General features: G+C 40.8%; 22 protein-coding genes and 1 tRNA gene. 11 read left to right on the top strand and 12 right to left on the bottom strand.

What is annotated here, in order from left to right:
* Positions 1-77: 77 nt before the first annotated feature.
* Entirely contained in the window at positions 78-455 is a 378-nt protein-coding gene (locus tag TSIB_RS02755; protein WP_048160221.1) for a hypothetical protein, read from the bottom strand.
* A gap of 123 nt (positions 456-578) precedes the next feature.
* Here TSIB_RS02755 and TSIB_RS02750 point away from each other — a divergent pair, with 123 nt between their 5' ends.
* The 3 genes from TSIB_RS02750 to TSIB_RS02740 all read left to right on the top strand — a co-directional run bounded on the left by TSIB_RS02750 (position 579) and on the right by TSIB_RS02740 (position 2,628).
* The gene (locus tag TSIB_RS02750; protein ID WP_148206150.1) at positions 579-1,067 is read left to right on the top strand and encodes a hypothetical protein; all 489 of its coding nucleotides are present in this window, start codon (positions 579-581) and stop codon (positions 1,065-1,067) included.
* Positions 1,068-1,332: 265 nt separating this feature from the next.
* A complete protein-coding gene (locus TSIB_RS02745) occupies positions 1,333-1,794 on the top strand; it encodes a hypothetical protein (RefSeq protein WP_015848837.1) in 462 nt (153 codons plus the stop codon).
* Between the two features lie 45 nt (positions 1,795-1,839).
* Entirely contained in the window at positions 1,840-2,628 is a 789-nt protein-coding gene (locus TSIB_RS02740) for a 4-phosphopantoate--beta-alanine ligase (RefSeq protein ID WP_048160220.1), read from the top strand.
* Here TSIB_RS02740 and TSIB_RS02735 read toward each other — a convergent pair.
* On the bottom strand, positions 2,625-3,353 hold the full coding sequence (locus TSIB_RS02735) for a helix-turn-helix domain-containing protein (protein WP_015848835.1): 729 nt from the start codon (positions 3,351-3,353) through the stop codon (positions 2,625-2,627). The two genes, TSIB_RS02740 and TSIB_RS02735, sit on opposite strands and share 4 nt — an antisense overlap.
* Before the next feature lie 144 nt (positions 3,354-3,497).
* Positions 3,498-4,751 carry an aminotransferase-like domain-containing protein gene (locus TSIB_RS02730; RefSeq protein WP_015848834.1) on the bottom strand — a complete coding sequence of 418 codons (1,254 nt, stop codon included), beginning with the start codon at positions 4,749-4,751 and terminating at the stop codon, positions 3,498-3,500.
* Between the two features lie 265 nt (positions 4,752-5,016).
* Here TSIB_RS02730 and TSIB_RS02725 point away from each other — a divergent pair, with 265 nt between their 5' ends.
* Positions 5,017-5,985, top strand: a complete 969-nt coding sequence (locus TSIB_RS02725; RefSeq protein WP_015848833.1) for a ribose 1,5-bisphosphate isomerase — start codon at positions 5,017-5,019, stop codon at positions 5,983-5,985.
* On the opposite strand, the gene taw3 is transcribed toward TSIB_RS02725, so the two are convergent.
* Entirely contained in the window at positions 5,982-6,593 is a 612-nt protein-coding gene (taw3, locus tag TSIB_RS02720) for a tRNA(Phe) 7-((3-amino-3-carboxypropyl)-4-demethylwyosine(37)-N(4))-methyltransferase Taw3 (protein ID WP_015848832.1), read from the bottom strand. The genes TSIB_RS02725 and taw3 overlap by 4 nt on opposite strands.
* Positions 6,594-6,736: 143 nt before the next feature.
* Here taw3 and TSIB_RS02715 point away from each other — a divergent pair.
* Positions 6,737-6,813: transfer RNA gene (locus TSIB_RS02715), tRNA-His, on the top strand.
* Between the two features lie 130 nt (positions 6,814-6,943).
* Here TSIB_RS02715 and TSIB_RS02710 read toward each other — a convergent pair.
* Positions 6,944-7,528: a hypothetical protein gene (locus TSIB_RS02710; protein ID WP_015848831.1), complete on the bottom strand. Its 585-nt coding sequence runs from the start codon at positions 7,526-7,528 to the stop codon at positions 6,944-6,946.
* Positions 7,529-7,597: 69 nt separating this feature from the next.
* On the bottom strand, positions 7,598-8,536 hold the full coding sequence (locus TSIB_RS02705) for a ribonuclease H-like domain-containing protein (protein WP_052293218.1): 939 nt from the start codon (positions 8,534-8,536) through the stop codon (positions 7,598-7,600).
* A 74-nt stretch (positions 8,537-8,610) separates the two neighbouring features.
* Here TSIB_RS02705 and TSIB_RS10385 point away from each other — a divergent pair, with 74 nt between their 5' ends.
* Positions 8,611-8,754 (top strand): hypothetical protein, encoded by a 144-nt coding sequence (locus TSIB_RS10385; RefSeq protein WP_015848829.1) that lies wholly within the window; start codon positions 8,611-8,613, stop codon positions 8,752-8,754.
* Between the two features lie 242 nt (positions 8,755-8,996).
* Here the strand turns inward: TSIB_RS10385 and TSIB_RS02700 are convergent, their stop codons facing one another.
* Both TSIB_RS02700 and TSIB_RS02695 read right to left on the bottom strand, forming a co-directional pair.
* Positions 8,997-9,683 carry a cysteate racemase gene (locus tag TSIB_RS02700; RefSeq protein ID WP_048160219.1) on the bottom strand — a complete coding sequence of 229 codons (687 nt, stop codon included), beginning with the start codon at positions 9,681-9,683 and terminating at the stop codon, positions 8,997-8,999.
* Between the two features lie 5 nt (positions 9,684-9,688).
* The gene (locus TSIB_RS02695) at positions 9,689-10,204 is read right to left on the bottom strand and encodes a cob(I)yrinic acid a,c-diamide adenosyltransferase (RefSeq protein ID WP_015848827.1); all 516 of its coding nucleotides are present in this window, start codon (positions 10,202-10,204) and stop codon (positions 9,689-9,691) included.
* A 127-nt stretch (positions 10,205-10,331) separates the two neighbouring features.
* On the opposite strand from TSIB_RS02695, the gene TSIB_RS10380 reads away from it, so the two are divergent.
* From TSIB_RS10380 to TSIB_RS02675, 4 genes are all read left to right on the top strand, one after another.
* Complete coding sequence (locus TSIB_RS10380; protein ID WP_187146414.1) at positions 10,332-10,490, top strand: hypothetical protein; 159 nt, start codon at positions 10,332-10,334, stop codon at positions 10,488-10,490.
* Positions 10,483-12,306 carry a DUF4350 domain-containing protein gene (locus TSIB_RS02685; RefSeq protein ID WP_052293217.1) on the top strand — a complete coding sequence of 608 codons (1,824 nt, stop codon included), beginning with the start codon at positions 10,483-10,485 and terminating at the stop codon, positions 12,304-12,306. Before TSIB_RS10380 ends, TSIB_RS02685 begins: the two co-directional genes overlap by 8 nt.
* 162 nt (positions 12,307-12,468) lie before the next feature.
* Entirely contained in the window at positions 12,469-13,887 is a 1,419-nt protein-coding gene (locus tag TSIB_RS02680) for a TldD/PmbA family protein (protein ID WP_048160217.1), read from the top strand.
* Positions 13,888-13,892: 5 nt separating this feature from the next.
* The gene (locus TSIB_RS02675) at positions 13,893-15,218 is read left to right on the top strand and encodes a TldD/PmbA family protein (RefSeq protein ID WP_048160796.1); all 1,326 of its coding nucleotides are present in this window, start codon (positions 13,893-13,895) and stop codon (positions 15,216-15,218) included.
* A 12-nt stretch (positions 15,219-15,230) separates the two neighbouring features.
* Here TSIB_RS02675 and TSIB_RS02670 read toward each other — a convergent pair whose 3' ends face one another.
* The 3 genes from TSIB_RS02670 to ndk form a co-directional block, all read right to left on the bottom strand.
* Positions 15,231-15,698: a COG2426 family protein gene (locus TSIB_RS02670; RefSeq protein WP_048160216.1), complete on the bottom strand. Its 468-nt coding sequence runs from the start codon at positions 15,696-15,698 to the stop codon at positions 15,231-15,233.
* A gap of 41 nt (positions 15,699-15,739) precedes the next feature.
* On the bottom strand, positions 15,740-16,990 hold the full coding sequence (locus TSIB_RS02665; protein ID WP_015848822.1) for a C69 family dipeptidase: 1,251 nt from the start codon (positions 16,988-16,990) through the stop codon (positions 15,740-15,742).
* Positions 16,991-17,094: 104 nt separating this feature from the next.
* A complete protein-coding gene (gene ndk, locus TSIB_RS02660; RefSeq protein ID WP_048160215.1) occupies positions 17,095-17,565 on the bottom strand; it encodes a nucleoside-diphosphate kinase in 471 nt (156 codons plus the stop codon).
* A 98-nt stretch (positions 17,566-17,663) separates the two neighbouring features.
* On the opposite strand from ndk, the gene TSIB_RS02655 reads away from it, so the two are divergent.
* Positions 17,664-19,385 (top strand): glutamate--tRNA ligase, encoded by a 1,722-nt coding sequence (locus TSIB_RS02655; protein ID WP_048160214.1) that lies wholly within the window; start codon positions 17,664-17,666, stop codon positions 19,383-19,385.
* On the opposite strand, the gene TSIB_RS02650 is transcribed toward TSIB_RS02655, so the two are convergent.
* The gene (locus tag TSIB_RS02650; protein WP_015848819.1) at positions 19,376-19,987 is read right to left on the bottom strand and encodes a DUF7411 family protein; all 612 of its coding nucleotides are present in this window, start codon (positions 19,985-19,987) and stop codon (positions 19,376-19,378) included. The two genes, TSIB_RS02655 and TSIB_RS02650, sit on opposite strands and share 10 nt — an antisense overlap.
* Positions 19,988-20,006 lie beyond the last annotated feature (19 nt).

Here is a 20,006-nt window from a genome sequence, read left to right as displayed (position 1 = left end):
CCTGATGTATCCTCCAATCTTACATTATTTTTTCATTTTCCCAAACAAAAAGATTATCGGGCAAAAATCCCTTTGTTTCAATGTTCAATAGGCGAGGAACTTTTTTGAGGCGTTGGTTCTACTGGGTCAATATCTTTATTTTCAAGACCGATAGTTCTCAGCTCTGGAACCTCTGTGAACACTCGATCTAGCTCGAAATCATCATAGATGAATGCTATTCTGTCAATGCCTGCCTCACGAAGAAGTACTACCTCTCCAACACCAGCAAGGCAGAGCTCAATAAGAACGTCCTCTGTTCTCGCATTTGTGCGTATTCTTCCAGAACTTATCACACTGCTTGCCCCGTTTGGAAGCTCAATCAAATCAATGTTGTTTCTTCTTGTTATTTGAATGTTCTCGGCAATTATGTACCGGAGGGTTTTTGATTCCATAACGTACCAAACAATTATTTTCATGCTCATGCCCTCCAATAAAATATTGTAAATCGCAATTTAAAAACATAGTGACGAAGGATATTGAGTTAAACGGGGTATGTCATTAGGAGTAAACTTTTAAGGTAATAGAGTAAACTGAAATTGGTGACTATTATGGGAGAAGAGAAGTCCAAGATTATTAGAGTTAACATTGATGAATACAATTATCTTGATAATTTGAAGAAAATATTCGGAAATGATAAAGTAACATATGCAGATCTAATAGCAGTTGGGATGGTCTTTACAAAAGTGTTCTTAGAACAAGATCCAATTCTTGTGCGGAATATTGGCAATGCAGCTAAAATGTTGCGTCTCAAGAGAAAGCGAGGAGAGCCTGTCAATATTTTGGACTCTTTGGTGGAGGAATATCGCGAACAAATACTAAGGAAATCTTCGAAAGATGAAAACGTGAGGAAGGTTGTTATTGATGTTATCGAAATCTTGTTAGATGATGGACACATTGAGGCGGCTACGGATCTATTGTTTGCCTACAGATCTCTAATTGATGAAGCTCAGTTTAAGGACTTAAGTACTAAAATTCTTGAGAGGCAAGTCCAGTTGAAACACGAGTTAATGAAAACAGAAAAGACATAGTTTCATCTCGACAGGTAAACCGATGACATAAACCAAACTTTCTAGGATTTTCTTTATTTTGAGAGCAAAAGCTTATTAAGGCTCCTTTGAAATTAAGTTTGAAAAGTGGGGGATGACATGGGGGATAAACCGATGATATTCGGTCACGTAATTGGGCCCAATTTCGGAAACAAAGCCCTAATAGGGCTTTTTGAGTTGCGAACCGATGATGAGTGTCATCCCAGCCGAATGATGACGACGTTTTATCCCCACCTGAGGTGATCCAATGTTTGAGTTTTTAAGAAGAAGGAAGGAAAAGCATGGAGTTCCAATATATATAAGCGAGCCCACCATTATTTATCACACCCAGACCGAAAGAGCCATTTTAAAAATCATAGAGGAGAGACTGAACTCCAACAATTTCATACTACCCTCTGAATATGGACTAAAACCTACCCAGCATATGATAAAAGATGCCGAGATCTTTGTCGCTATTGGCATAGTTGGTAAATTTACTTCATTGGTTGTGAGAGAAATAAAAACTGCTCAGGAACTAAAGAAAAAAATATACACCCTAAACGTGGCCAGAAAAGGGGAAGAAATATACTACGACTTTTTTGAAGGAATTCCAGAGGATTTAGAGTGGCTGAACGAGGAGGAAACCAACAAACTCTACGAAGATTTTAGAAGAGAGGAGTTCTCCGGATTTATGAAAGTATTTTTGGGAGATAGGAAAAAACAATGGTAGTTAACCTTATTATACTTCCAGTCTATTCTCCCACTGGTGGAAAAAATGGTAAAAATACCTAAAAGTCATCCAAGATACTGGAGCTTATATTACCGAGAAAAGGTCATTGAGGGCCTAGAAAAAGGAATGACTGCCAAAGCAGGTTTAATAGCCCACGGACGGGGAGAAGCCTTCGACTACTTAATTGGAGAAAAAACTATAGAACCCGCAGAGAAGGCCATGAAGGCAGCAATTGCAAAACTCCTACTAGCCAAACATCCGGTGGTCTCAGTAAATGGTAACGTGGCGGCTCTTGTCCCTAAGGAAACCATGGAGCTTGCAAAAGCCTTGGATGCGAAATTGGAAATAAACCTTTTCTACAGAACAGAGGAGAGAGTTAAAGCAATAGCGGATGAATTGAAAAAATATGATCCTAATGTAGAGCTTCTCGGCATAAATCCCACCAAGAAGATTCCAAATCTGGAAAGTGAGAGAGGAAAAGTCGATGAAGAGGGCATATGGAAAGCGGATGTCGTGGTTGTCCCCCTTGAAGATGGCGATAGGACTGAAGCATTGGTTGCCATGGGCAAATTCGTGATAACGATTGACCTCAATCCCCTCTCCAGAAGCGCAAGGATGGCCGATATAACAATAGTTGACAATATCGTTAGAGCCTACCCCAGAATGACCGAACTTGCCAGAGAAATGAAAAAACTCTCAAGAGAAGAGCTTGAAAAAATAATAAGTGAGTACGACAACGGTCAGATTTTAAGTGAGACACTCCTACATATAAACTCCAGACTAAAAAAATTATCTCAAGAAGGAATTTGGAGAAAAAAAGAACTCCCATTTTAGCTTTTTTCACTTTTTTCTACAAGCATTCTTAAGCTTAAGATAAGCTCATTCTCATCTTTAGCATGCGAAAGTAACAATGGCACCCTTTCTCTTTCGGCTATTTTTACGGCAAGCTCATCAAGTTTCTTCACACCATGAAGAACAACTACTGCAGGTTTCAGGCCCTGAACTCTTATCGCTATCATTGGACTTCTCCCAGTGGTTACCTTTGTGAATATCAAAGCTCTTTCTGTAGTCCAACCGTAGAGTTTTAGGAATTCCTCACTGCTCATCTCGAGTATGGCCTGGATGCTATCTATTACAGTGTACCCGTAAATTTTCCTACTAAGCAAATCCTCATTGGCAGTAACTTCACCTTTAATCGCTTCCAAAAGGTCTTTAATCGTGACTGGAAAGGCAAACTCTCTTATATCAAGAATAGCATTAGTTGGTAAATCACTGCCAATAGTCCTGCTAAAAGCTCTTATAACATTGCCCCCTCTCTTTTCATCTATATCTAAAAGGGCCTCAACAAACTTTCTAATTGTGGAAGCACCCGGACTCTTTCTTCGCCCACCTTCATAATCGCTGATCACCGAAGATGAAACACCTAACTCGCTCGAGAGCTCAGTTTGGCTTATACCGAATATCTCTCTCCATTTTCTCATTGTTTTTCCAGGGTCAGAGGATAACGTAATTTCTCCAGCAATTCTTTTCGCCAGAGCTTCTTTCTCTTTTTCCAACATAGTTAATTCCTCACACCAATACATTATAAGCTTTTCGGCAATTGACTATAAAAAAGGGGTAATAACCCGCCCGAGTTCATCGACTCCGCCTTCGGCGGTACTCCCCGGGCAGTGAGAGTTGGAAGTCCTTCTTAATAACCTTTGCTACTTCTTCATTTCCTCTTTTATGGCCTCTGCAAGACGTTTAATACCTTCTCTAATCTTTTCTTCAGAAACGTAGGTAAAGTTAAGCCTCATGGCGTTTTTCACATCCCTATAAGCGAAGAATGCCTCTCCCGGGACATATGCAACGCCTTTACTAACAGCCTTTTCGAACATTGCCTTTGTGTCAATGCTTTCTGGTAGTGTGACCCAGACAAACATTCCTCCCTCAGGCTTTGTCCACTTAACTCCCTCGGGCATGAACTCTTCCAAAGCTTTTAACATGGCGTCCCTCTTAGGCTTGTAGAAATCAACTATCCTTGGAATATGAGCATCCAAGTGGCCTCCCTCAACATATTTCCAAGCTATTACTTGGCTGAAGGTGTTAGTACATAGATCAATACTCTGCTTTGCTATCTCCAATTTTCTTATGAAGTGGGGCTCTCCAGCTATCCACCCAATTCTAAATCCTGGGGCCAGAATCTTTGAGAAGGTTCCCAGATAAAGTACCCTTCCCCCTTCATCCCATGCTTTAATTGGCTTTATGTGTTCTCCAGAGTAGCGAAGCTCTCCATAAGGATTGTCCTCAACTATTATGAAGTCGTATTGGGATGCTAGTTCAAGGAGCCTCTTTCTCCTCTTCTCACTCATGGTGACTCCAGCGGGATTCTGGAACGTTGGAATTGTGTAAACTACCTTTACTCTCTTACCCTCCTTTTCCAGCTCTTCCAATTTCTCTTCAAGGAGATCTACCCTCATACCTTCATCATCGAGGGGAATCTGGACTAATTCTGGATCATAATACTTGAAGGCCTGGAGAGTTGCCAGATAAGTGGGCCCTTCAACAACAACAATGTCTCCCGGATTTATGAAAACTCTTCCAATAAGGTCAAGGGCCTGTTGTGAACCGCTAGTAATCATTATATCAACCTTTGAGATTGGGATTTCGTATCTCTTCCTCATCCACTCTGCCAAAGCGAGCCTTAATGGGGTGAATCCCTTGGTAGTTCCGTACTGAAGAGCCTGAGCAGCATGCTCCTTAAGAACCTCCTTTGTAATCTCTTCGATTATTTCAACAGGGAATGTCTCAGGTGCTGGGAGTCCTCCCGCCAGCGAAATTACATCTGAACTTTCTACAAGCTTCAAGAGCTCTCTAATCTCTGAAGCCTTCATTCCAAGCGCCTTTTTTGAGAAGTATTTTTCATAATCCAAGGTTGGGGCCTCTAATTTCTCTTTAAGTCTTTTTTCAAGCTCCATCCTATTCTCCTCCCTAATCCTTTATTTAATGTACTGAAATGAACACATGGTCTATTCTATGCATTGATAGTTTTGTGACAATTAAATATAAAGCTTTCGGCGTTGGTCGGAAATGCCCTTTATATTTGTAAAGTCACAATACCACATTATTTTATGTACATCAAAGGACATATAAAAACGTCAATGCACAGAAATTCCGCAATGTAGGGGTGAGATATATAAATCTTCACATCCAAATATTAAACCAGTCTAAGGAGGGACTAAGATGAAAATAGTCAAAGACGTTTTAGATATCGCAGATAAAATAAAGACAATGGAAATAAGAGGTGCTGGGAAGATAGCTAGATCGGCAGCTTTAGCCTTACAAATTCAAGCTGAAAAAAGCAAAGCACAGACTGCTGATGAACTCTGGAATGAAACTAAAGAGGCCGCTAGACTATTATACCATACACGACCCACCGCTGTTTCTCTCCCAAATGCACTAAGATATGTCACTTATCGTGCAAAAGCCGCATATAGCGGCGGAGCAAGCTTAGAAGAACTTAAGTTTGTAATCATGAACTCTGCGAAGGAGTTCATACACAACTCGGAAAACGCAGTTAAAAGAATAGCAGAATTTGGAGCAAAGAGAATTGAAGATGGAGATATAATAATGACACACTGTCACTCAAAAGCAGCAATTGGTGTGATGAGAAGAGCTTGGGAAGATGGCAAAGATATCAAAGTAATCGTTACTGAGACTAGGCCCCGTTATCAAGGAAAACTCACCGCCAAAGAGTTAGCAGAAGCTGGAATTCCTGTCATCTATGTTGTGGATGGTGCAGCAAGACACTATATGAAAATGACGGACAAAGTGGTAATGGGTGCAGATTCAATAACTGCCAACGGTGCGGTGATTAACAAGGTAGGAACAGCTTTACTAGCCTTAACAGCAAAAGAACATCGTGTCTGGGTAATGATCGCTGCTGAGACATATAAATTCCACCCAGAGACTCTTCTGGGACAGTTAGTAGAAATTGAAGAGAGAGATCCGTATGAAGTGGTTCCAAAGGAAGAACTCGAAACATGGCCGAAAAACATTGTTGTAAAGAATCCGGCCTTTGATGTGACTCCACCAGAGTATATAGATGTGATAATCACTGAAAAGTCAGTTATACCCCCATATGCTGCTATAGACATCCTAAAAGAAGAATTTGGATGGGCCCTTAAGTACACAGAGCCCTGGGAGGATTAATCCTCCACTATTTCGTGGAACAGCTCATCCTCCCCAAGTACTTCCTTTAATTTTTTGAAGTTTTCTTCCAGTCTTGGAAGTCGAGACTTACTCCGCTCAAGCATTTTGTTACCCAATTTAACCGAAAACTCAAGGTATTCATCGCTTATCAAAGTCTTTCCATCCATTCCCAGAGGGACTGTTAGGTATTCGGTCCCATTTATCTCCACAAGCATCCTTCCTTTATTGAGAGCTTTGAAGGTGGTGTATTTAAAGCCAGAGGCCAATCCAATTTCATGAATCTTCTTTGCTATTTCCATGCTCTCCGCAACGACATGAAAGATTGGAGGTTGAACCTTTAGAAATATAATGCCGTTTTGAGCGTTTTTTAAGCTCTCTTTGACCTCTTCAAAAGTGACGGGCCTGTGCTCCTTAAGCAACCATCTTGCGAGAGGTTTGACCCCTATCCCAGGTTCTTCTATCACACCCATCCTTCCTGAACATGAGCTTGTAGTATAAACCCCATTTATGGAATTTATCAGAAAGAGCAGGTCAATTATATCATCATCAACCTTGTTCTCTTTAATGGCATTGATGAGAATTTTTAATGATTCTCGCTTTGCCCTCATCGTTTATTCACCCCCTCAAATCAAGTTGATGAATATGGAGGAAATTAAATTGATTAATCCACTAACGCCCCTTTATTAGCCTTTTTTGGAGGTATTTTGGCGAAAAGTTTATAAATATATCCCAGATAGCTAAAGTGGACATGGCCGGGGTGGTGTAGCCTGGTTAGCACAGGGGACTGTGGATCCCCTAGCCCGGGTTCAAATCCCGGCCCCGGCCCCAGAACAACACTTCTCCCAAAATAAAACACTTCCAAAGCTTTCTCAAGCAGTTTCACAACCACTAGGAGTTCCCCATGAATAATCATAGAGTACCAGACAAAACTGCAATTGTGGGATTCTTTACAACTTCATCATTTCCTTATTTTGGCATTCTCAATAGCACTAACCAAAGAATTAATCAGGTTCTTCGCGACTTCCTCCATAAGATGTTCCTGATACCATCTAAAGCTCATAAGGCCTTTAGAAGAATCCGTTACATAGGCAACTAGATATCCTTGCATTTCTCCGTCGACATTGGAAATAAAGGTTATTAATTCCCGCTCTTTATCGGTGGCGTTCAAATACTTAAGATAGTGATCTGGCTTACCGAGGCTTGAATAAACTGCTTTCACTTTAATTGCCCCCTTTGCCACAAAAGGAGAATAAGTTGTGTTTATCTCCTCAACCCAAACAGCGAGGAACTGGCTATTGCATTCTGCAGGAGACCCAATAACCGAGATTTCGTATCCCCTATTCTGTAGCTCCTCAGCAACAACCCTTCCAAACTTTGAATCGGGATACACACAAAACCCCTCTTTGAAAGTAGCGTTTTTTGTGGATGCCGCTCCTACCTGTGTTGAGGAGTGTATTTCTGATTTTCCGAAGCCAAAACTTCCAAAGTAGAAAGCTAATAGAATAAACACAAGAAAAATTGCCACTATTTTCCATTTTTTCATCTTCTATACCTCTTATGTTGTTTAAAATTTTTACTATTTAAAAGCTTTGCCCCTTTAAGGCGGAATATATCAGTCTCTAATTGTCTTAAGCAACATATCAAAAAGCCTTGCAGTTGTTATTATATCCAAAGCATTGTGCTTTATTATTGGGATTGCCAGAGCAGCCTTTCCAGTTTTTAAATAATAGTAATAGAAATCAGGTATTAGAGCACTTGGAACATCATCTTCTCTTTCAATCCCCAATAAATACCTTTCAAGAGTTTGTAGCCTATGATCAGGAACTCCCACAACCAGGCCCCTAGAAAAGAGATAAATATCATAGTTCGGCAATTCAAGCTTCTCTTCAATTCCATAATGCTGTAATCTCTCCTGAATGAATGGAACATCAAACCGCCTCCCATTGAAGGTTATCAGGGCCTCCTTTTCTCTAACTGCATCGAGAAACATCCGAATTATAGATTCTTCCTCCCTCAGATTTCTCGCAAAATACTGTTTTACGATGAATTCATTACCTCTAAACTCTCCTGTTCCTATTAAAATTATTGGACAATTAAAAAGGCCCAATGTCTCGATATCAACAACAAGAAACTTTTCTAGATCGTGGAAAGCGGCACAGTGAAGAATGAGAGGATGTGACATTTTGAACCTTCTCCCTATATATTCCACAATTTCATGAATTCGGCGTTCCTCTAAAAGCCTCAATATTCTAGAAGCCTCATTTTCAAATCTGGGGTGCTTCATAAGGTCCTTTAGAGTGGAATAACCTCTCTCCTTGAGTTTCATCTCTGTGCGAGGTCCAACTCCAGGTAATAATGATAGGGAGGATAAAAGATTCCATTTTACCTTCTCAACATCTGGCAACTCCAGTTTAATTCTCTCCCTTTCTTCTATTAAACAACACTTCTTCGTATCTCTTACAGGAAAGGCCTCCTCTAGGGGCTTCTCCCCATACTTCTCCATAAACCGCCTTTTGAGCTCCTTCACAAAATAATCATTCCATTCTATCAACATTATTACCTAGTAATAAACAAAGCAATTGATGTTAAATACTTTGCTTTGCTAAATGCCTCCAAGGGTTATCCTTGAATGAAAAACTAATAGGTTACTTTTTTCTTTTGAAAGCCTCGCCCTTTAGGGCGGGGAGGAGGTCAACCCTTATCATCCTAGCAATGCTTGCAATAGCCCTCGGAATGTTATACTACTTCAAAAGAAAAGAGTGGCTGTGAACTACCCCGACCTTACTGGTGGGGTTTCGTGAGAGTTCATCCGGCATCCTGTTGCCAGTAACCTCACTCTCACCGGCCGGTTCACACGGCCACTACCCCATATCCTCCCGGAATCGGAGGCTACTTTTCAAATTTTCGAACCACTTATTACTACTAGCAAGAGTATTTAAACCTTTCGGTGCTCACCTTTAGAATGTTTGGATCCCTCCCTCCCGGAAGAAGTCGTCCCTAAAAGAGAATGGCTATAGGCCTAAAGCAAGTTTCACAGCCTTTTCAGCTATAACATCCATGGGGTCTATGAAAGGAACTTCAAAATCTTCTTGCCTTAAAGCTACACTTACTTCAGTACAGCCTGCTATCAACCCATCACACCTTTTTTCAAGCTTCTTGGCAACTTCGAGCATCTTCTGCCTTCCCCATTCTAGATTTCCAGCTTTTATGCCCTCATAGATCGCATCCATCAGCGCCTTTTGATCTTTTTCATTTGGCACTGCTATCTCAATCCCCCTCTTCAAGAGCGCTCTGTGGTAGACCAACCCTTTCACAGTTCCCTCTGTTGCCAGAAGTCCGGCTTTTTTTAGGCCCAAATTTTTTATGTGCTCGGCAGCTTCTTCAATCATGTTTATAAGGGGTATATTAATGGCTTTTTGAATGTCTTCTGCAAAGAAATGGGCCGTATTGCATGGCATTATTATAAAGTCAGCCCCCCACTTCTCAAGCTTTCTCGCACTATCTAAGAGCTCTGGAAGGGGATCTTTTCCTCTACCGAGAATGTATGCTGTTCTATCCGGAACTTTGGAGTTATTGTAAATTATGATTCTTGGATGATCCTGATCCTTTTTCGCTGGTGTTTTCATAACTATTCTCCTAAATAGGTCAACTGTTGCAAGCGGGCCCATTCCACCTAGTATGCCAATAATCTTTTCCATATCCCTCACTTCGCATATTTGATTTTTCCCTCTTTGAGCTCAATATAACGGGCCATTACAAAAAGCAAGTCGCTCAGACGGTTGAGATATTTTAGAGCATCCTCGGCAATTCCGTATTCCAGAACCACCTTAGAAACCTTCCTTTCTGCCCTTCTGGCCACTGCCCGGCATACGTCAAGTTTTGCGCTCGCCAGTGTCGAGCCCGGGATAACAAAGCCTTCAAGCTTAACGTCCTCTTCAAACTTTCTGATGAGCTCCTCCAAGTGGGATATCTCCTTTTCTCCAACCTTTTTGTATTCCCCTTTACTCGCAATTTCGGCCATGAGGGAATAAAGCTCAACCTGGATTTTTTCCAGAATCTCCTTAAGTTCATCATCAACATAATGCTTCGCTTCTCCCAAGAATGAGCTCAACTCATCTATAGTGCCGTTAGCCTCGATTATTGGGGAAAATTTGACTATTCGCTCTCCAGTGAATATTCCCGTGGTTCCTTTATCTCCGGTTTTGGTTGTTATGCTCATGCAATCACCAATTTTATCTTTGGTATTTTACCTAATTAAATTTGTTCTCGTGGATGATACATGTTCACTCATGTTTAATAGAGAAAATTTAATAACATGGATGTACATTACATATTTCGGTGATATCATGAAGAAGTGGAGCTTCTTTTTAATCCTAGTTTTATTACTAAGTCTAGTGCCAGGAACTTCAATGGGCTTTGTTAAAGGCGATAATTCGCTCCAACATACAGTAAGCATAACCCCCACCGACGATAGATGGATTGATGAGGGGGGGATACGTGGATAATAAGGCATACAGGCTTAGAGTGGGCACATATTATGGAAGCGAGGAGAGAGCATATCTAAAGTTCAACTTAAGTGAACTCGGGATTCCACCAGAATTTATTATAAGTGTAACTCTTAACTTGTATGCCTATTATCACGAGGGAAGTAAAACCCACAATATAACGGTCTATGGGGTCGCTGATAACTGGAATGAGTATACCATAAATTGGACCAATAAGCCTCAAAACCTTACTAATGCTCTGGATTGGCAGTTAGGAAAGAGTGTATACAAGTGGTATTCATGGAATGTAACAGATTTCGTCAAGAGTGAGATGGAGGGAGATAAAGTAGTTAGTTTCATGCTTCATTCCAACTTAAGTCATGAACCTATTAAAGACTACATCTATTTTGCCTCAAAGGAGACATCATATACAGATGAAAAACCATACCTTGAAATTGTCTACCGGTCTCCTATCAGTATATCCAGCCTTAATGTCCCGAAGTCTGCCTTTAGAAACCAGCCATTCAAAATAAAGGTAATACTCCAAAATAACAAAATCCTTGATGAAAATGTCACTTTTCTAATTTATGTGGATGGCCAACTTTTCAAGAATGAAACCATCTTAATGAAGGCTAATTCATCAAAAGAACTTTCTTATGAATACACACTCCAAACCCTTGGCACACACCAGATAAAAGCCGAACTAGGAGATTATGACACTAAGTACTCAACTATAAAAGTGGTTGAACACCCAATGGATATAATGAGCAGACTCACAACATTCTATGATATTAGATACGTCACCTATCTCAAACCTCTATTAGATGAGAAATATTCCTCATATTTAGATATCATTTCAGAGTTAGAAGAATATGGGGTTGACCTTGGGCCGCTCAAAGACAAGATAGGAGCTATAGACGCCAGCATGCTGCTTATAGAAGAATATTACTCAGAATACCTAGAAATCAAAGGCAGGTACATAAGACCCTTGTATCCTTACCCCCTGATGTCATATATACGAAATGCATTCTTATTGACAAGAGAAACCATTAACAGAATAAATGAAATAATGCCTATTCTCAATGAGACTCTTATTAGAGCTAAAGAATCACCTGGAAACCAGACTCAAATCTCCTTAGTGAGAGTCCTTGTTGACTCGAGCCACGGACAGCACTATAATGACCAAAGACTTCAAAAACTAATAACTAAAATGGAAGATGAGCTAGGATGGATGGTGGATGTGAACAATGAGAAGTTAACACCTGAAACTCTCTCCTACTATAATGTGCTGATCATTACAAATCCAAGATCCGACATTACGGACGAAGAAGCCCAAGCAATCAAAGAATGGGTTGAAAATGGAGGAGGGTTACTTATTACCGGCGATTGGTACGCCTTCGTTTATTACAGAAGCCTCAACAAGGTTACTGAGGAGTTTGGTATCAGATTCAACGATGATGAACTTATGGACGATGAAAGAAATACGGGTAGACCCTACTTTCCACTAGTAGGTGAATTCAATCTTAACCATCCAGCAATGAAATTCCTCAACGAGAGCTCTCAACTCTACTATAATGGCGACACCTTAGATGTGAGCGGAAACGCGATATGGCTCATTAGAGGATATGAAACTTCCTATGCCGAGGGTGAAAATAATGAGATTTCAAAAGAAAAAGGCTCAAAACCAATCGTAGCAGCTGCTGTTGAAGTTGAAAACGGAAAAATTGTGGCTTATGGATCAAGCAAAGCAATCAGTGATGATTACTATGGAAGATACATAGATAGCAACTGGCCATTCCTGAAAGGAGTATTACTATGGTTGGCAGGGGAAATTTGAGTTTTTTTCTCTTTCTCTTCTTTTAAAACAGACACTATCCCTTATCTAAAGGATAAGATTTCAAATAAAAAGACAATTATTTTCGCTTCAACATCCATCGAAACGAAACGATTTTATACTTCAAAGAAGGACTTTAATATGCATTAATTCGAGGTGATGTACATGCATGAGCTTGTTGAGTTTGCCATTGAGAAGGCCCAGGAAATGGGGGCCAGCTATGCCGAGGCAAGGTTTGAGGAGAAAAATGGGACTGAAATCGTTATGAAAAATGGCAATCCTGAAGGGCTTGGAATTTTGGCCGACAGGGGAATTGGGATCAGAGTTCTTGTAGAGGGGGGAATGGGTTTTGCCTCCACAAACGTGTTAACGAAAGAAAGCGTGAGCGAAGCCGTGAAAAAAGCTGTGAAGCTTGCAAAAGCTGCCGCAAAAATAAGAAACAAGCCAATTCAGTTTAGTGAGGAGACCTTTCACCAAGTCTCCTATGAAGTGAAAATGAAAAAAGACTTTAGAGACATCAGTGCTGAGGAAAAGATGAATTATTTGAAACTTATTGAAGAAAAAGTAAAAGAAACTGGTGTGACCACACCAATGCGCTTTTTAAGGTATGGAGATTTCATGTGGCACAAGATCTTCATGAACAATGAAGGTGCATTTGTTGCGAGTTTTATCCCAAGAGTTTCCGTAACATATAACCTCGTTGTCTTTGAAGAAGGACAGATGGAACAGGCTCCTTTCGTTCAAAGGGCCTTTTCTGGAGGTCTTGAACTTATTGAGAAAGATCAACCATGGGAATGGGCCGCCAAAGATGCTAAAGCTCTCCAAAAACTAATAAAAGAGGGACAAAAACCACCAGAAGGAAAGGTTGATGTCGTAATAAGTCCCGAAGTAGCTGGAATAGCTGTTCATGAGAGCGTTGGACACCCATACGAACTAGACAGAATAATGGGAAGAGAAGCTGCTCAAGCTGGAGAGAGCTTTGTTAAACCAGAAATGCTTGGAGAAAGGATTGGAAGTGAATTAGTGACAGTTATTGAAGATCCCACTGTTCCAAACAGCTGGGGATTCTATCTCTACGACGATGAAGGTGTCAAGGCAAGGCCTAGATATCTCATTAAAAATGGGATAATAAATGAGTTCTTAATGAACAGAGAGTATGCTGCATACCTTGGAATGAAGTCAAACGCATCAGCTAGAGCAATAAATTACAACCGCGAGCCCATAGTGAGAATGGCAAATACATACCTCGCTCCCGGAGATCATTCTTTCGAAGAACTCATCGAAGACGTGAAGTTGGGTGTTTACATGGTAAGCTTTAATGAATGGAACATTGATGACAGAAGATTCCAGCAGAGATACATTGGGAGAGAGGCATACCTCATTGAAAACGGCGAAATAAAGCATCCCGTAAGAAAACCGATTCTTGAAATAACCACCAAAGGCCTCTGGAGCAGCGTCGATGCTGTTGGAAAAGAAATCGAATTCTACCCCGGTACATGCGGAAAAGGAGAACCTGGACAGGGAGTTCCAGTATGGATGGGTGGAGCACCTGCGAGACTTAGGGAGGTCGTTTTGAGGAGGTGAAAATGATGTTCGAAGTTAACGAATTAATCTTGAAAAAAGCAAAAGAACTTGGTTTTGGCGATGTCGTCGTATTGGCCCATGAACAAAACAGAAGACAGGTGAGATTTGCCAACAATGAGATAACAGTTGCAAAGAACTGGCACACACAAAAGGTCGAGCTCTTCGTCGAGTATCAAAAAAGATTGGCATCCACAACACTAACTGCCCTAGATGAGAACACAATAGAAAAGACTCTACAGATGCTGATGAAGAGTGTTAAAAACCTCGCGGCTAAAGAAGATTATTATGGTATAGCAGAAGGCCCATTTAAGTATAAAGATATTCCAGAGACATTTGATGAAGCGATAGTAAAATTAGACAAGCCAAATGACTACGTAGAGGTTGCAATAAACGCTGCGCTTGAGGAGGGTGCTAAAAGGGTTGCAGGAGTTCTTTACACAGAGCATAACAAGCTCTACCTTACCACAAACAACGGTGTTGAAGCTTTTGACGAAGGAACTGGGATAGAGATAAGTGTTAGGGCATTCATAGGCGACGAAGAAAGTGGACATGGTACAAACTCCGTAAGAATTCTCAAGGAGTTTGACCCCGAAAGTGCTGGAAGAAAAGCGGGAGAAATAGCCAAACTCGCTACCAATCCAATACAAGGAGAAGCAGGAACTTTTGAGGTTGTCTTCGATCCGCTGGCATTTGCAAACCTTCTCAGTTACATGAGCTTTATGACCTCCGCCTTTGCAGTTGAGGCAGGGTTTAGCTTCTTAGTGGGCAAGCTGGGGCAGAAAGTTGCAAATGAGAACGTGACAATTAAGGACATTGGAAACATGCCGAATGCCTATGGCACGAGAAAATTTGACGATGAGGGCGTTCCGACAAGAGAAACCACTATAATTGAAAATGGAGAACTCAAAACTTACCTCCTCAACACGAGCTTTGCAAGAAAGTACAAGACTGAGACTACAGCAAATGCTGGTTTACTAATGCCCGAAGCGTGGAATATTTATCTCGAACCCGGTGATTACTCAAAAGATGAAATATTTGGCGAAGTTAAGCACGGTATCTACATTACCAACGTATGGTACACAAGGTTCCAGAACTACGTTACCGGAGATTTCTCAACAATACCAAGGGATGGAGCATTCCTAATTGAAAACGGTGAAATTGTTAAGCCCATAAGAAACATAAGGGTAAGTGACAACTTCCAGCACATTTTGGAGAGCATTAAAGCATTAGGGAAAGATCTCTACCACATCCACTGGTGGGAGGTTAACACACCCGTGTTTACTCCTTACGTGCTTGTGAAAGACGTGGGAATAACAAAAGCCACAAAGTAAAGTCTCTTCTTTTTAAATTATTTTTACCAAGCCTAAACTTGGAAGTAGAGTTATCATAATACTCAAGAGCCCCCCAATAATCAAAGCGAGAATTGTCTTTCTTTTTTTTATCCCAAAGATATATGCGGCTAAGCTTCCGGTCCATACCCCCGTTCCCGGAAGAGGAATTGCAACAAACACTACAAGGCCCAAAAACCCCCACTTCTCCACATACGGATGCGCTTTCTTTCTCACCCTTTCAACATATTTCAAATAGAGACGGGCGACATCCCCCAGAAAAGTGTTTTCAAGCTTGAGCATTACCCAGTCTATCAGAGGTAAGAGAAGAGGTAAAGTCAGGGAAAGGAGGACCACTCCAATCGATGCCATAATCAAAGTGCTGGAGATAGGATACCCCCTGCCGATACCATAGACTATAGCATACCTCCCCTCAAAGGTTGGGAGGAGTGAGAGCAAAAATACTTCGAGCATTCCATCCATTCCAAGCACCAGAAGAGAGAAAATGAAGAGAGGTTAAAAACTTATCCCAATCGTGCACTCTCATTAACTTTTTTCCATTTCATACCGTACAAGAAAGGTAACCTGCCAGGAACAATTAAATTCTCCCATTTCTCCACGAACTCTTTTTCCACTTCAAAGGCCCATTTTACTAACTCTTTCTTCTCTTGCAGTCCTCTAGCTCTCTCTATTATCTCCCTCTGGAGATCATCTCTTTGTTTTGAGAACTCTCTTATGTATTCCCTATAGTTTGTCTGGAAAACTCTGTGAAATCTCTCCATGCACCACCAGTAACTTTTTGGGTTGTATTTGTTTGTGGGTCTTTCTCCTAACTCGAGAGGTGTCTCAAAAAATATCGGCTTAAAGATGCTCAAACATGGAAGTGAAGTTCCGGTAAACCAATGCATGCCTTTTCCAAGCTCCGATATTTGAGAAGATGCTGTTTGTGAGGGTCTTGTTAATCCACCGTAGTGCATGCATATATCTTTCATGGAGCCTTTTTCTAGGGAATAAGGCTCAGAACTATGAGATCTTAAGATTTCCATCATGTATTCAAGTGTTATCTCTCCCTCATTCTCCTCAAGCTTCCGGTAGGTAAAAGCTCTCCTGTCTCTTCCGTGAGCAAAATGGGTGTAGAACCAATCAGAAAAATGCCTTGCAAAGCTAAAATCTGATTTTTTAGCTAACCTCTCAACACTCTCCGAGACTAAATCCCAATCGTCTTCAATAGTTAGAGCATTTGAAATAGAGTATACGCTCTCAACTTTCTTTGCAACCCAGTTTTTACCTGCTGTTTCTAAAACCCAAGCCTCTTTTGGATCTGCAACTATAAATGAGTTGCTGTAAAGCATTTTGTGCTCATAACTCCCATTTCCTCCTTGGCCATAACTTTCGATTATATTAATTATGAATTCCATAGCTTCCTTTGCAGTCTTTGTTCTTTCCAAGGCAAGTCTTATCATGTCCATCCCCAATATACCTCTCTCCGGGATTTTTTCTTTAGTGAAAACCGCTGTGTTCCCAATGGCAAGATTAAATTCGTTAACGCCCATTTCAGCTCCCCAGATCCACCAAGGACGCGAGAGAATTACCGCATAGGTTTCCTTAACTTGAGGAAACTCAACATACGTTAATTTAACACTCTCCTCTTCGTGTTTTTGTCTTGGAATAACCTCAAGAATCTGAGCCTCATTTGGATCTCTGTCACTGTTCTTAGCAAACAGCATTGTATTATCTCTAGTCACTTTGGGGGTCGCAACAAGAATATCACACATGTTAAACACCTAAAACAGATTGAGAGTTTAAGTTTTTAACAATTTAGAAAAAAAGAATCAAAGATTCAGGCAGTTTGTAGAGTTCAAGTATACATCTCCTTATTTCAATGAGAGTGATAGAACCATTCAGCTGCCTTAAAGTATTCTAAGAGCTCTTCGTCCTTGAAATAGAGTGCTATTTCCCTCTTTGCGGTTTCTTCACTATCGGAGGCATGGATAACGTTATATATTGCATCTCCCACATCAAGACCGTAGTCACCTCTTATAGTCCCCGGTTCTGCATCTTTTGGATCGGTTGCACCGCACATCTTCCTAACGACGCCTATAGCACACCTCCCCTCAAGAACCATTACCACACTTGGAGCTTTTGTTATGTAATCTATCAAAGGCTCAAAGAAGGGCTTTCCCTTGTGTTCCTCATAGTGCTTCTCAGCTAATTCTCTATCAATGTGGATCATCTTCATTCCGATGATTTTAAGGCCCTTCTTCTCGAATCTGCTTATAATTTTGCCTATAAGACCTCTAACAACAGCATCAGGCTTTATGATTACCAGCGTTCTCTCCACCTTGTTCATTGGCAACACCGAGAAGAATAACATTAGAGATTTAAAATTCTTTTCAATCTCGCACAAGATTTATAACTCATCCTATCGTTCTCACTCTGGTGAAGAAAATGGAGATAAGGGAGACTATACTCAAATATGCGCTCATCAATGCTATCCAGCACGATGGAAAAGCGAGTCCCAAGGCCGTGATAGGGAAAATCCTTGGTGAGAATCCGGAGCTTAGACCAAAGGCTAAGGAAGTTATACCCGCCGTTAATGAAATTGTCAAAGAGGTTAATTCTATGAGTATGGATGAACAGGAAGCAAAGCTTAGAGAGATATATCCCAAGTTTTTTGAAGAGCAAAAAGGGAAAAAAGAAGAAAAGAAGGGCCTCCCACCACTACCCAAAGCTGAGAAAGGAAAAGTCGTTACAAGGTTTGCTCCAAACCCTGATGGGGCCTTCCACCTTGGGAATGCTAGGGCTGCTATTTTAAGCCATGAGTATGCGAGGATATACGATGGGAAATTCATTTTGAGATTCGATGACACAGATCCAAAGGTCAAAAGACCTGAACCGATATTCTACGACTGGATTATTGAGGACTTAAAATGGCTTGGCTTTCAAATAGACGAGATCCACCACGCAAGCGACAGGTTGGAGATTTATTATTCCTATGCAGAAAAACTGCTCGAGATGGGAAAGGCCTACGTGTGCACTTGTAATCCTGCAGAGTACAAAAAACTCAGAGATGAAGGAAAACCCTGCCCCCACAGAGAGCTTCCACCAGAAGTTCAGCTCAAAGAATGGAAGAAAATGCTTAGCGGCGAATACAAAGAGGGGGAAGCAGTTGTTAGGATTAAAACTGATTTAAGGCATCCAAATCCAGCGGTAAGAGACTGGCCCGCTCTTAGAATAATAGATGACCCAAACCATCCAAGAACCGGCAACAAATACCGTGTATGGCCCTTATATAACTTCGCCTCAGCTGTAGATGATCATGAACTTGGAGTGACTCATATATTCCGAGGCCAAGAGCATGCAGAGAATGAAACAAGACAACGCTACATGTACGACTACCTTGGATGGGAATACCCCGAAACAGTGCATCACGGAAGGTTGAGCATTGAAGGAGTTATACTAAGTAAATCCAAGACAAGAAAAGGTGTTGAAGAAGGCAAATACCTCGGCTGGGATGATCCAAGACTTGGAACAATTAGAGCACTGAGAAGAAGAGGAATTCAACCAGAGGCTATAAAAGAGCTCATAATTGAAGTTGGTCTTAAGAAGAGCGACACAACCATAAGCTGGGATAACTTAGCAGCGATAAATAGAAGACTAATTGAACCTATTGCAAACAGATACTTCTTTGTTGCCGACCCAATACCAATGGAGATTAGAGGTTACAATGAAGAGTTCATAGCAGAAGTACCTCTCCATCCCGATCATCTTGAAAGAGGTGTTAGAAAGCTTAAATTCACTCCTGAAAAACCAGTGTATGTATCAAGAGACGATCTCGAACTCCTAAAGAGCAGCGAATATGTTAGACTTAAGGATCTCTTCAATGTAAAAATCCTAGAAGTTAGTGAAGAGAGAATTGCGGCCGAATTCGATAGCATTGAATATGAAAAGGCCAGAGAAAACAGGTGGAGAATGATACACTGGGTTCCAGAAGGAAAGCCATGTGAGGTCTTAGTACCAGAAGGGGACGAACTTATTGTGAAAAACGGCCTTCTTGAAATGGATGCAAACCTAAAAGTCAATGACATCGTACAATTTGAGCGCTTTGGCTTTGTGAGAATAGATAATATAGAAGGAGAAAAAGTAACAGCAATCTTTGCTCATAAGTGAGCTTTTTCTTTTTTCCATCCCAGTACTCTTGACTGTAAATGTCTCTTCGGGAAAATTGTAAGTGGATCTATACCTTTTTCTCTTAAGAGATATCTGATTTCCATTTCATAGTCAGATTTTTCGAGCTTTTCACTCTCTTTGAGTTCAATTATGAAAAGTCTATCTGTAAGTTCTCTTATTGTCTTATATCCAAGGCCCAAAAGAGGCCGTATGTACTGAACGTTAAATCTATCCTCAAGACTTCTTGTTTTCCTTTGATCCAGTAATGGGACTCTGTCATCTCTTCTAGTTCCATCACTTATTCTTTCTACATCTTCACATCTGGCGATCTCCTCTAATGCCATTTCATGAATAAACTGGATAGCATTGTTTGGATGATTATCCTTGATACACATTTCAGTAGCTTTTTCAAGGATTTTCCTGTCTAAGAAACGCACCTCATGTTCAAACCCAAGGCTTTGTGCAGTTTCTCTAGCATATTTCCAGCTGTCAAGCACTCCAAAATTAACAGTGACCAGTTTAACTTCATAACCTAGTCTTTTCAAAATATATGCTGCCAGTGAAGAGTCTTTTCCGCCGCTGTAAAGATGATAAACCTCCATAAATACCACCAAAAGAAAA

The sequence above is a fragment of the Thermococcus sibiricus MM 739 genome (assembly GCF_000022545.1).
GTDB lineage: Archaea > Methanobacteriota_B > Thermococci > Thermococcales > Thermococcaceae > Thermococcus_A > Thermococcus_A sibiricus.
Note: the sequence above shows the minus strand (reverse complement) of the source record. Positions and strands in the feature narration are given on the sequence as shown.

Coding starts and splice junctions, on each gene's coding strand:
- TSIB_RS02735 (WP_015848835.1), bottom strand. CDS start 3,353: ATGTTGGAAAAAGAGAAAGAAGCTCTGGCGAAAAGAATTGCTGGAGAA.
- TSIB_RS10380 (WP_187146414.1), top strand. CDS start 10,332: ATGAAGAAGTGGAGCTTCTTTTTAATCCTAGTTTTATTACTAAGTCTA.
- TSIB_RS02650 (WP_015848819.1), bottom strand. CDS start 19,987: ATGGAGGTTTATCATCTTTACAGCGGCGGAAAAGACTCTTCACTGGCA.
- TSIB_RS02710 (WP_015848831.1), bottom strand. CDS start 7,528: ATGAAAAAATGGAAAATAGTGGCAATTTTTCTTGTGTTTATTCTATTA.
- TSIB_RS02695 (WP_015848827.1), bottom strand. CDS start 10,204: ATGAGCATAACAACCAAAACCGGAGATAAAGGAACCACGGGAATATTC.
- TSIB_RS02665 (WP_015848822.1), bottom strand. CDS start 16,990: ATGTGTGATATTCTTGTTGCGACCCCCAAAGTGACTAGAGATAATACA.
- TSIB_RS02655 (WP_048160214.1), top strand. CDS start 17,664: ATGGAGATAAGGGAGACTATACTCAAATATGCGCTCATCAATGCTATC.
- TSIB_RS02670 (WP_048160216.1), bottom strand. CDS start 15,698: ATGGATGGAATGCTCGAAGTATTTTTGCTCTCACTCCTCCCAACCTTT.
- taw3 (WP_015848832.1), bottom strand. CDS start 6,593: ATGAGGGCAAAGCGAGAATCATTAAAAATTCTCATCAATGCCATTAAA.
- TSIB_RS02730 (WP_015848834.1), bottom strand. CDS start 4,751: ATGGAGCTTGAAAAAAGACTTAAAGAGAAATTAGAGGCCCCAACCTTG.
- TSIB_RS02740 (WP_048160220.1), top strand. CDS start 1,840: ATGGTAAAAATACCTAAAAGTCATCCAAGATACTGGAGCTTATATTAC.
- TSIB_RS02745 (WP_015848837.1), top strand. CDS start 1,333: ATGTTTGAGTTTTTAAGAAGAAGGAAGGAAAAGCATGGAGTTCCAATA.
- TSIB_RS02700 (WP_048160219.1), bottom strand. CDS start 9,683: ATGGAAAAGATTATTGGCATACTAGGTGGAATGGGCCCGCTTGCAACA.
- TSIB_RS02680 (WP_048160217.1), top strand. CDS start 12,469: ATGCATGAGCTTGTTGAGTTTGCCATTGAGAAGGCCCAGGAAATGGGG.
- ndk (WP_048160215.1), bottom strand. CDS start 17,565: ATGAACAAGGTGGAGAGAACGCTGGTAATCATAAAGCCTGATGCTGTT.
- TSIB_RS02755 (WP_048160221.1), bottom strand. CDS start 455: ATGAAAATAATTGTTTGGTACGTTATGGAATCAAAAACCCTCCGGTAC.
- TSIB_RS02725 (WP_015848833.1), top strand. CDS start 5,017: ATGAAAATAGTCAAAGACGTTTTAGATATCGCAGATAAAATAAAGACA.
- TSIB_RS02675 (WP_048160796.1), top strand. CDS start 13,893: ATGTTCGAAGTTAACGAATTAATCTTGAAAAAAGCAAAAGAACTTGGT.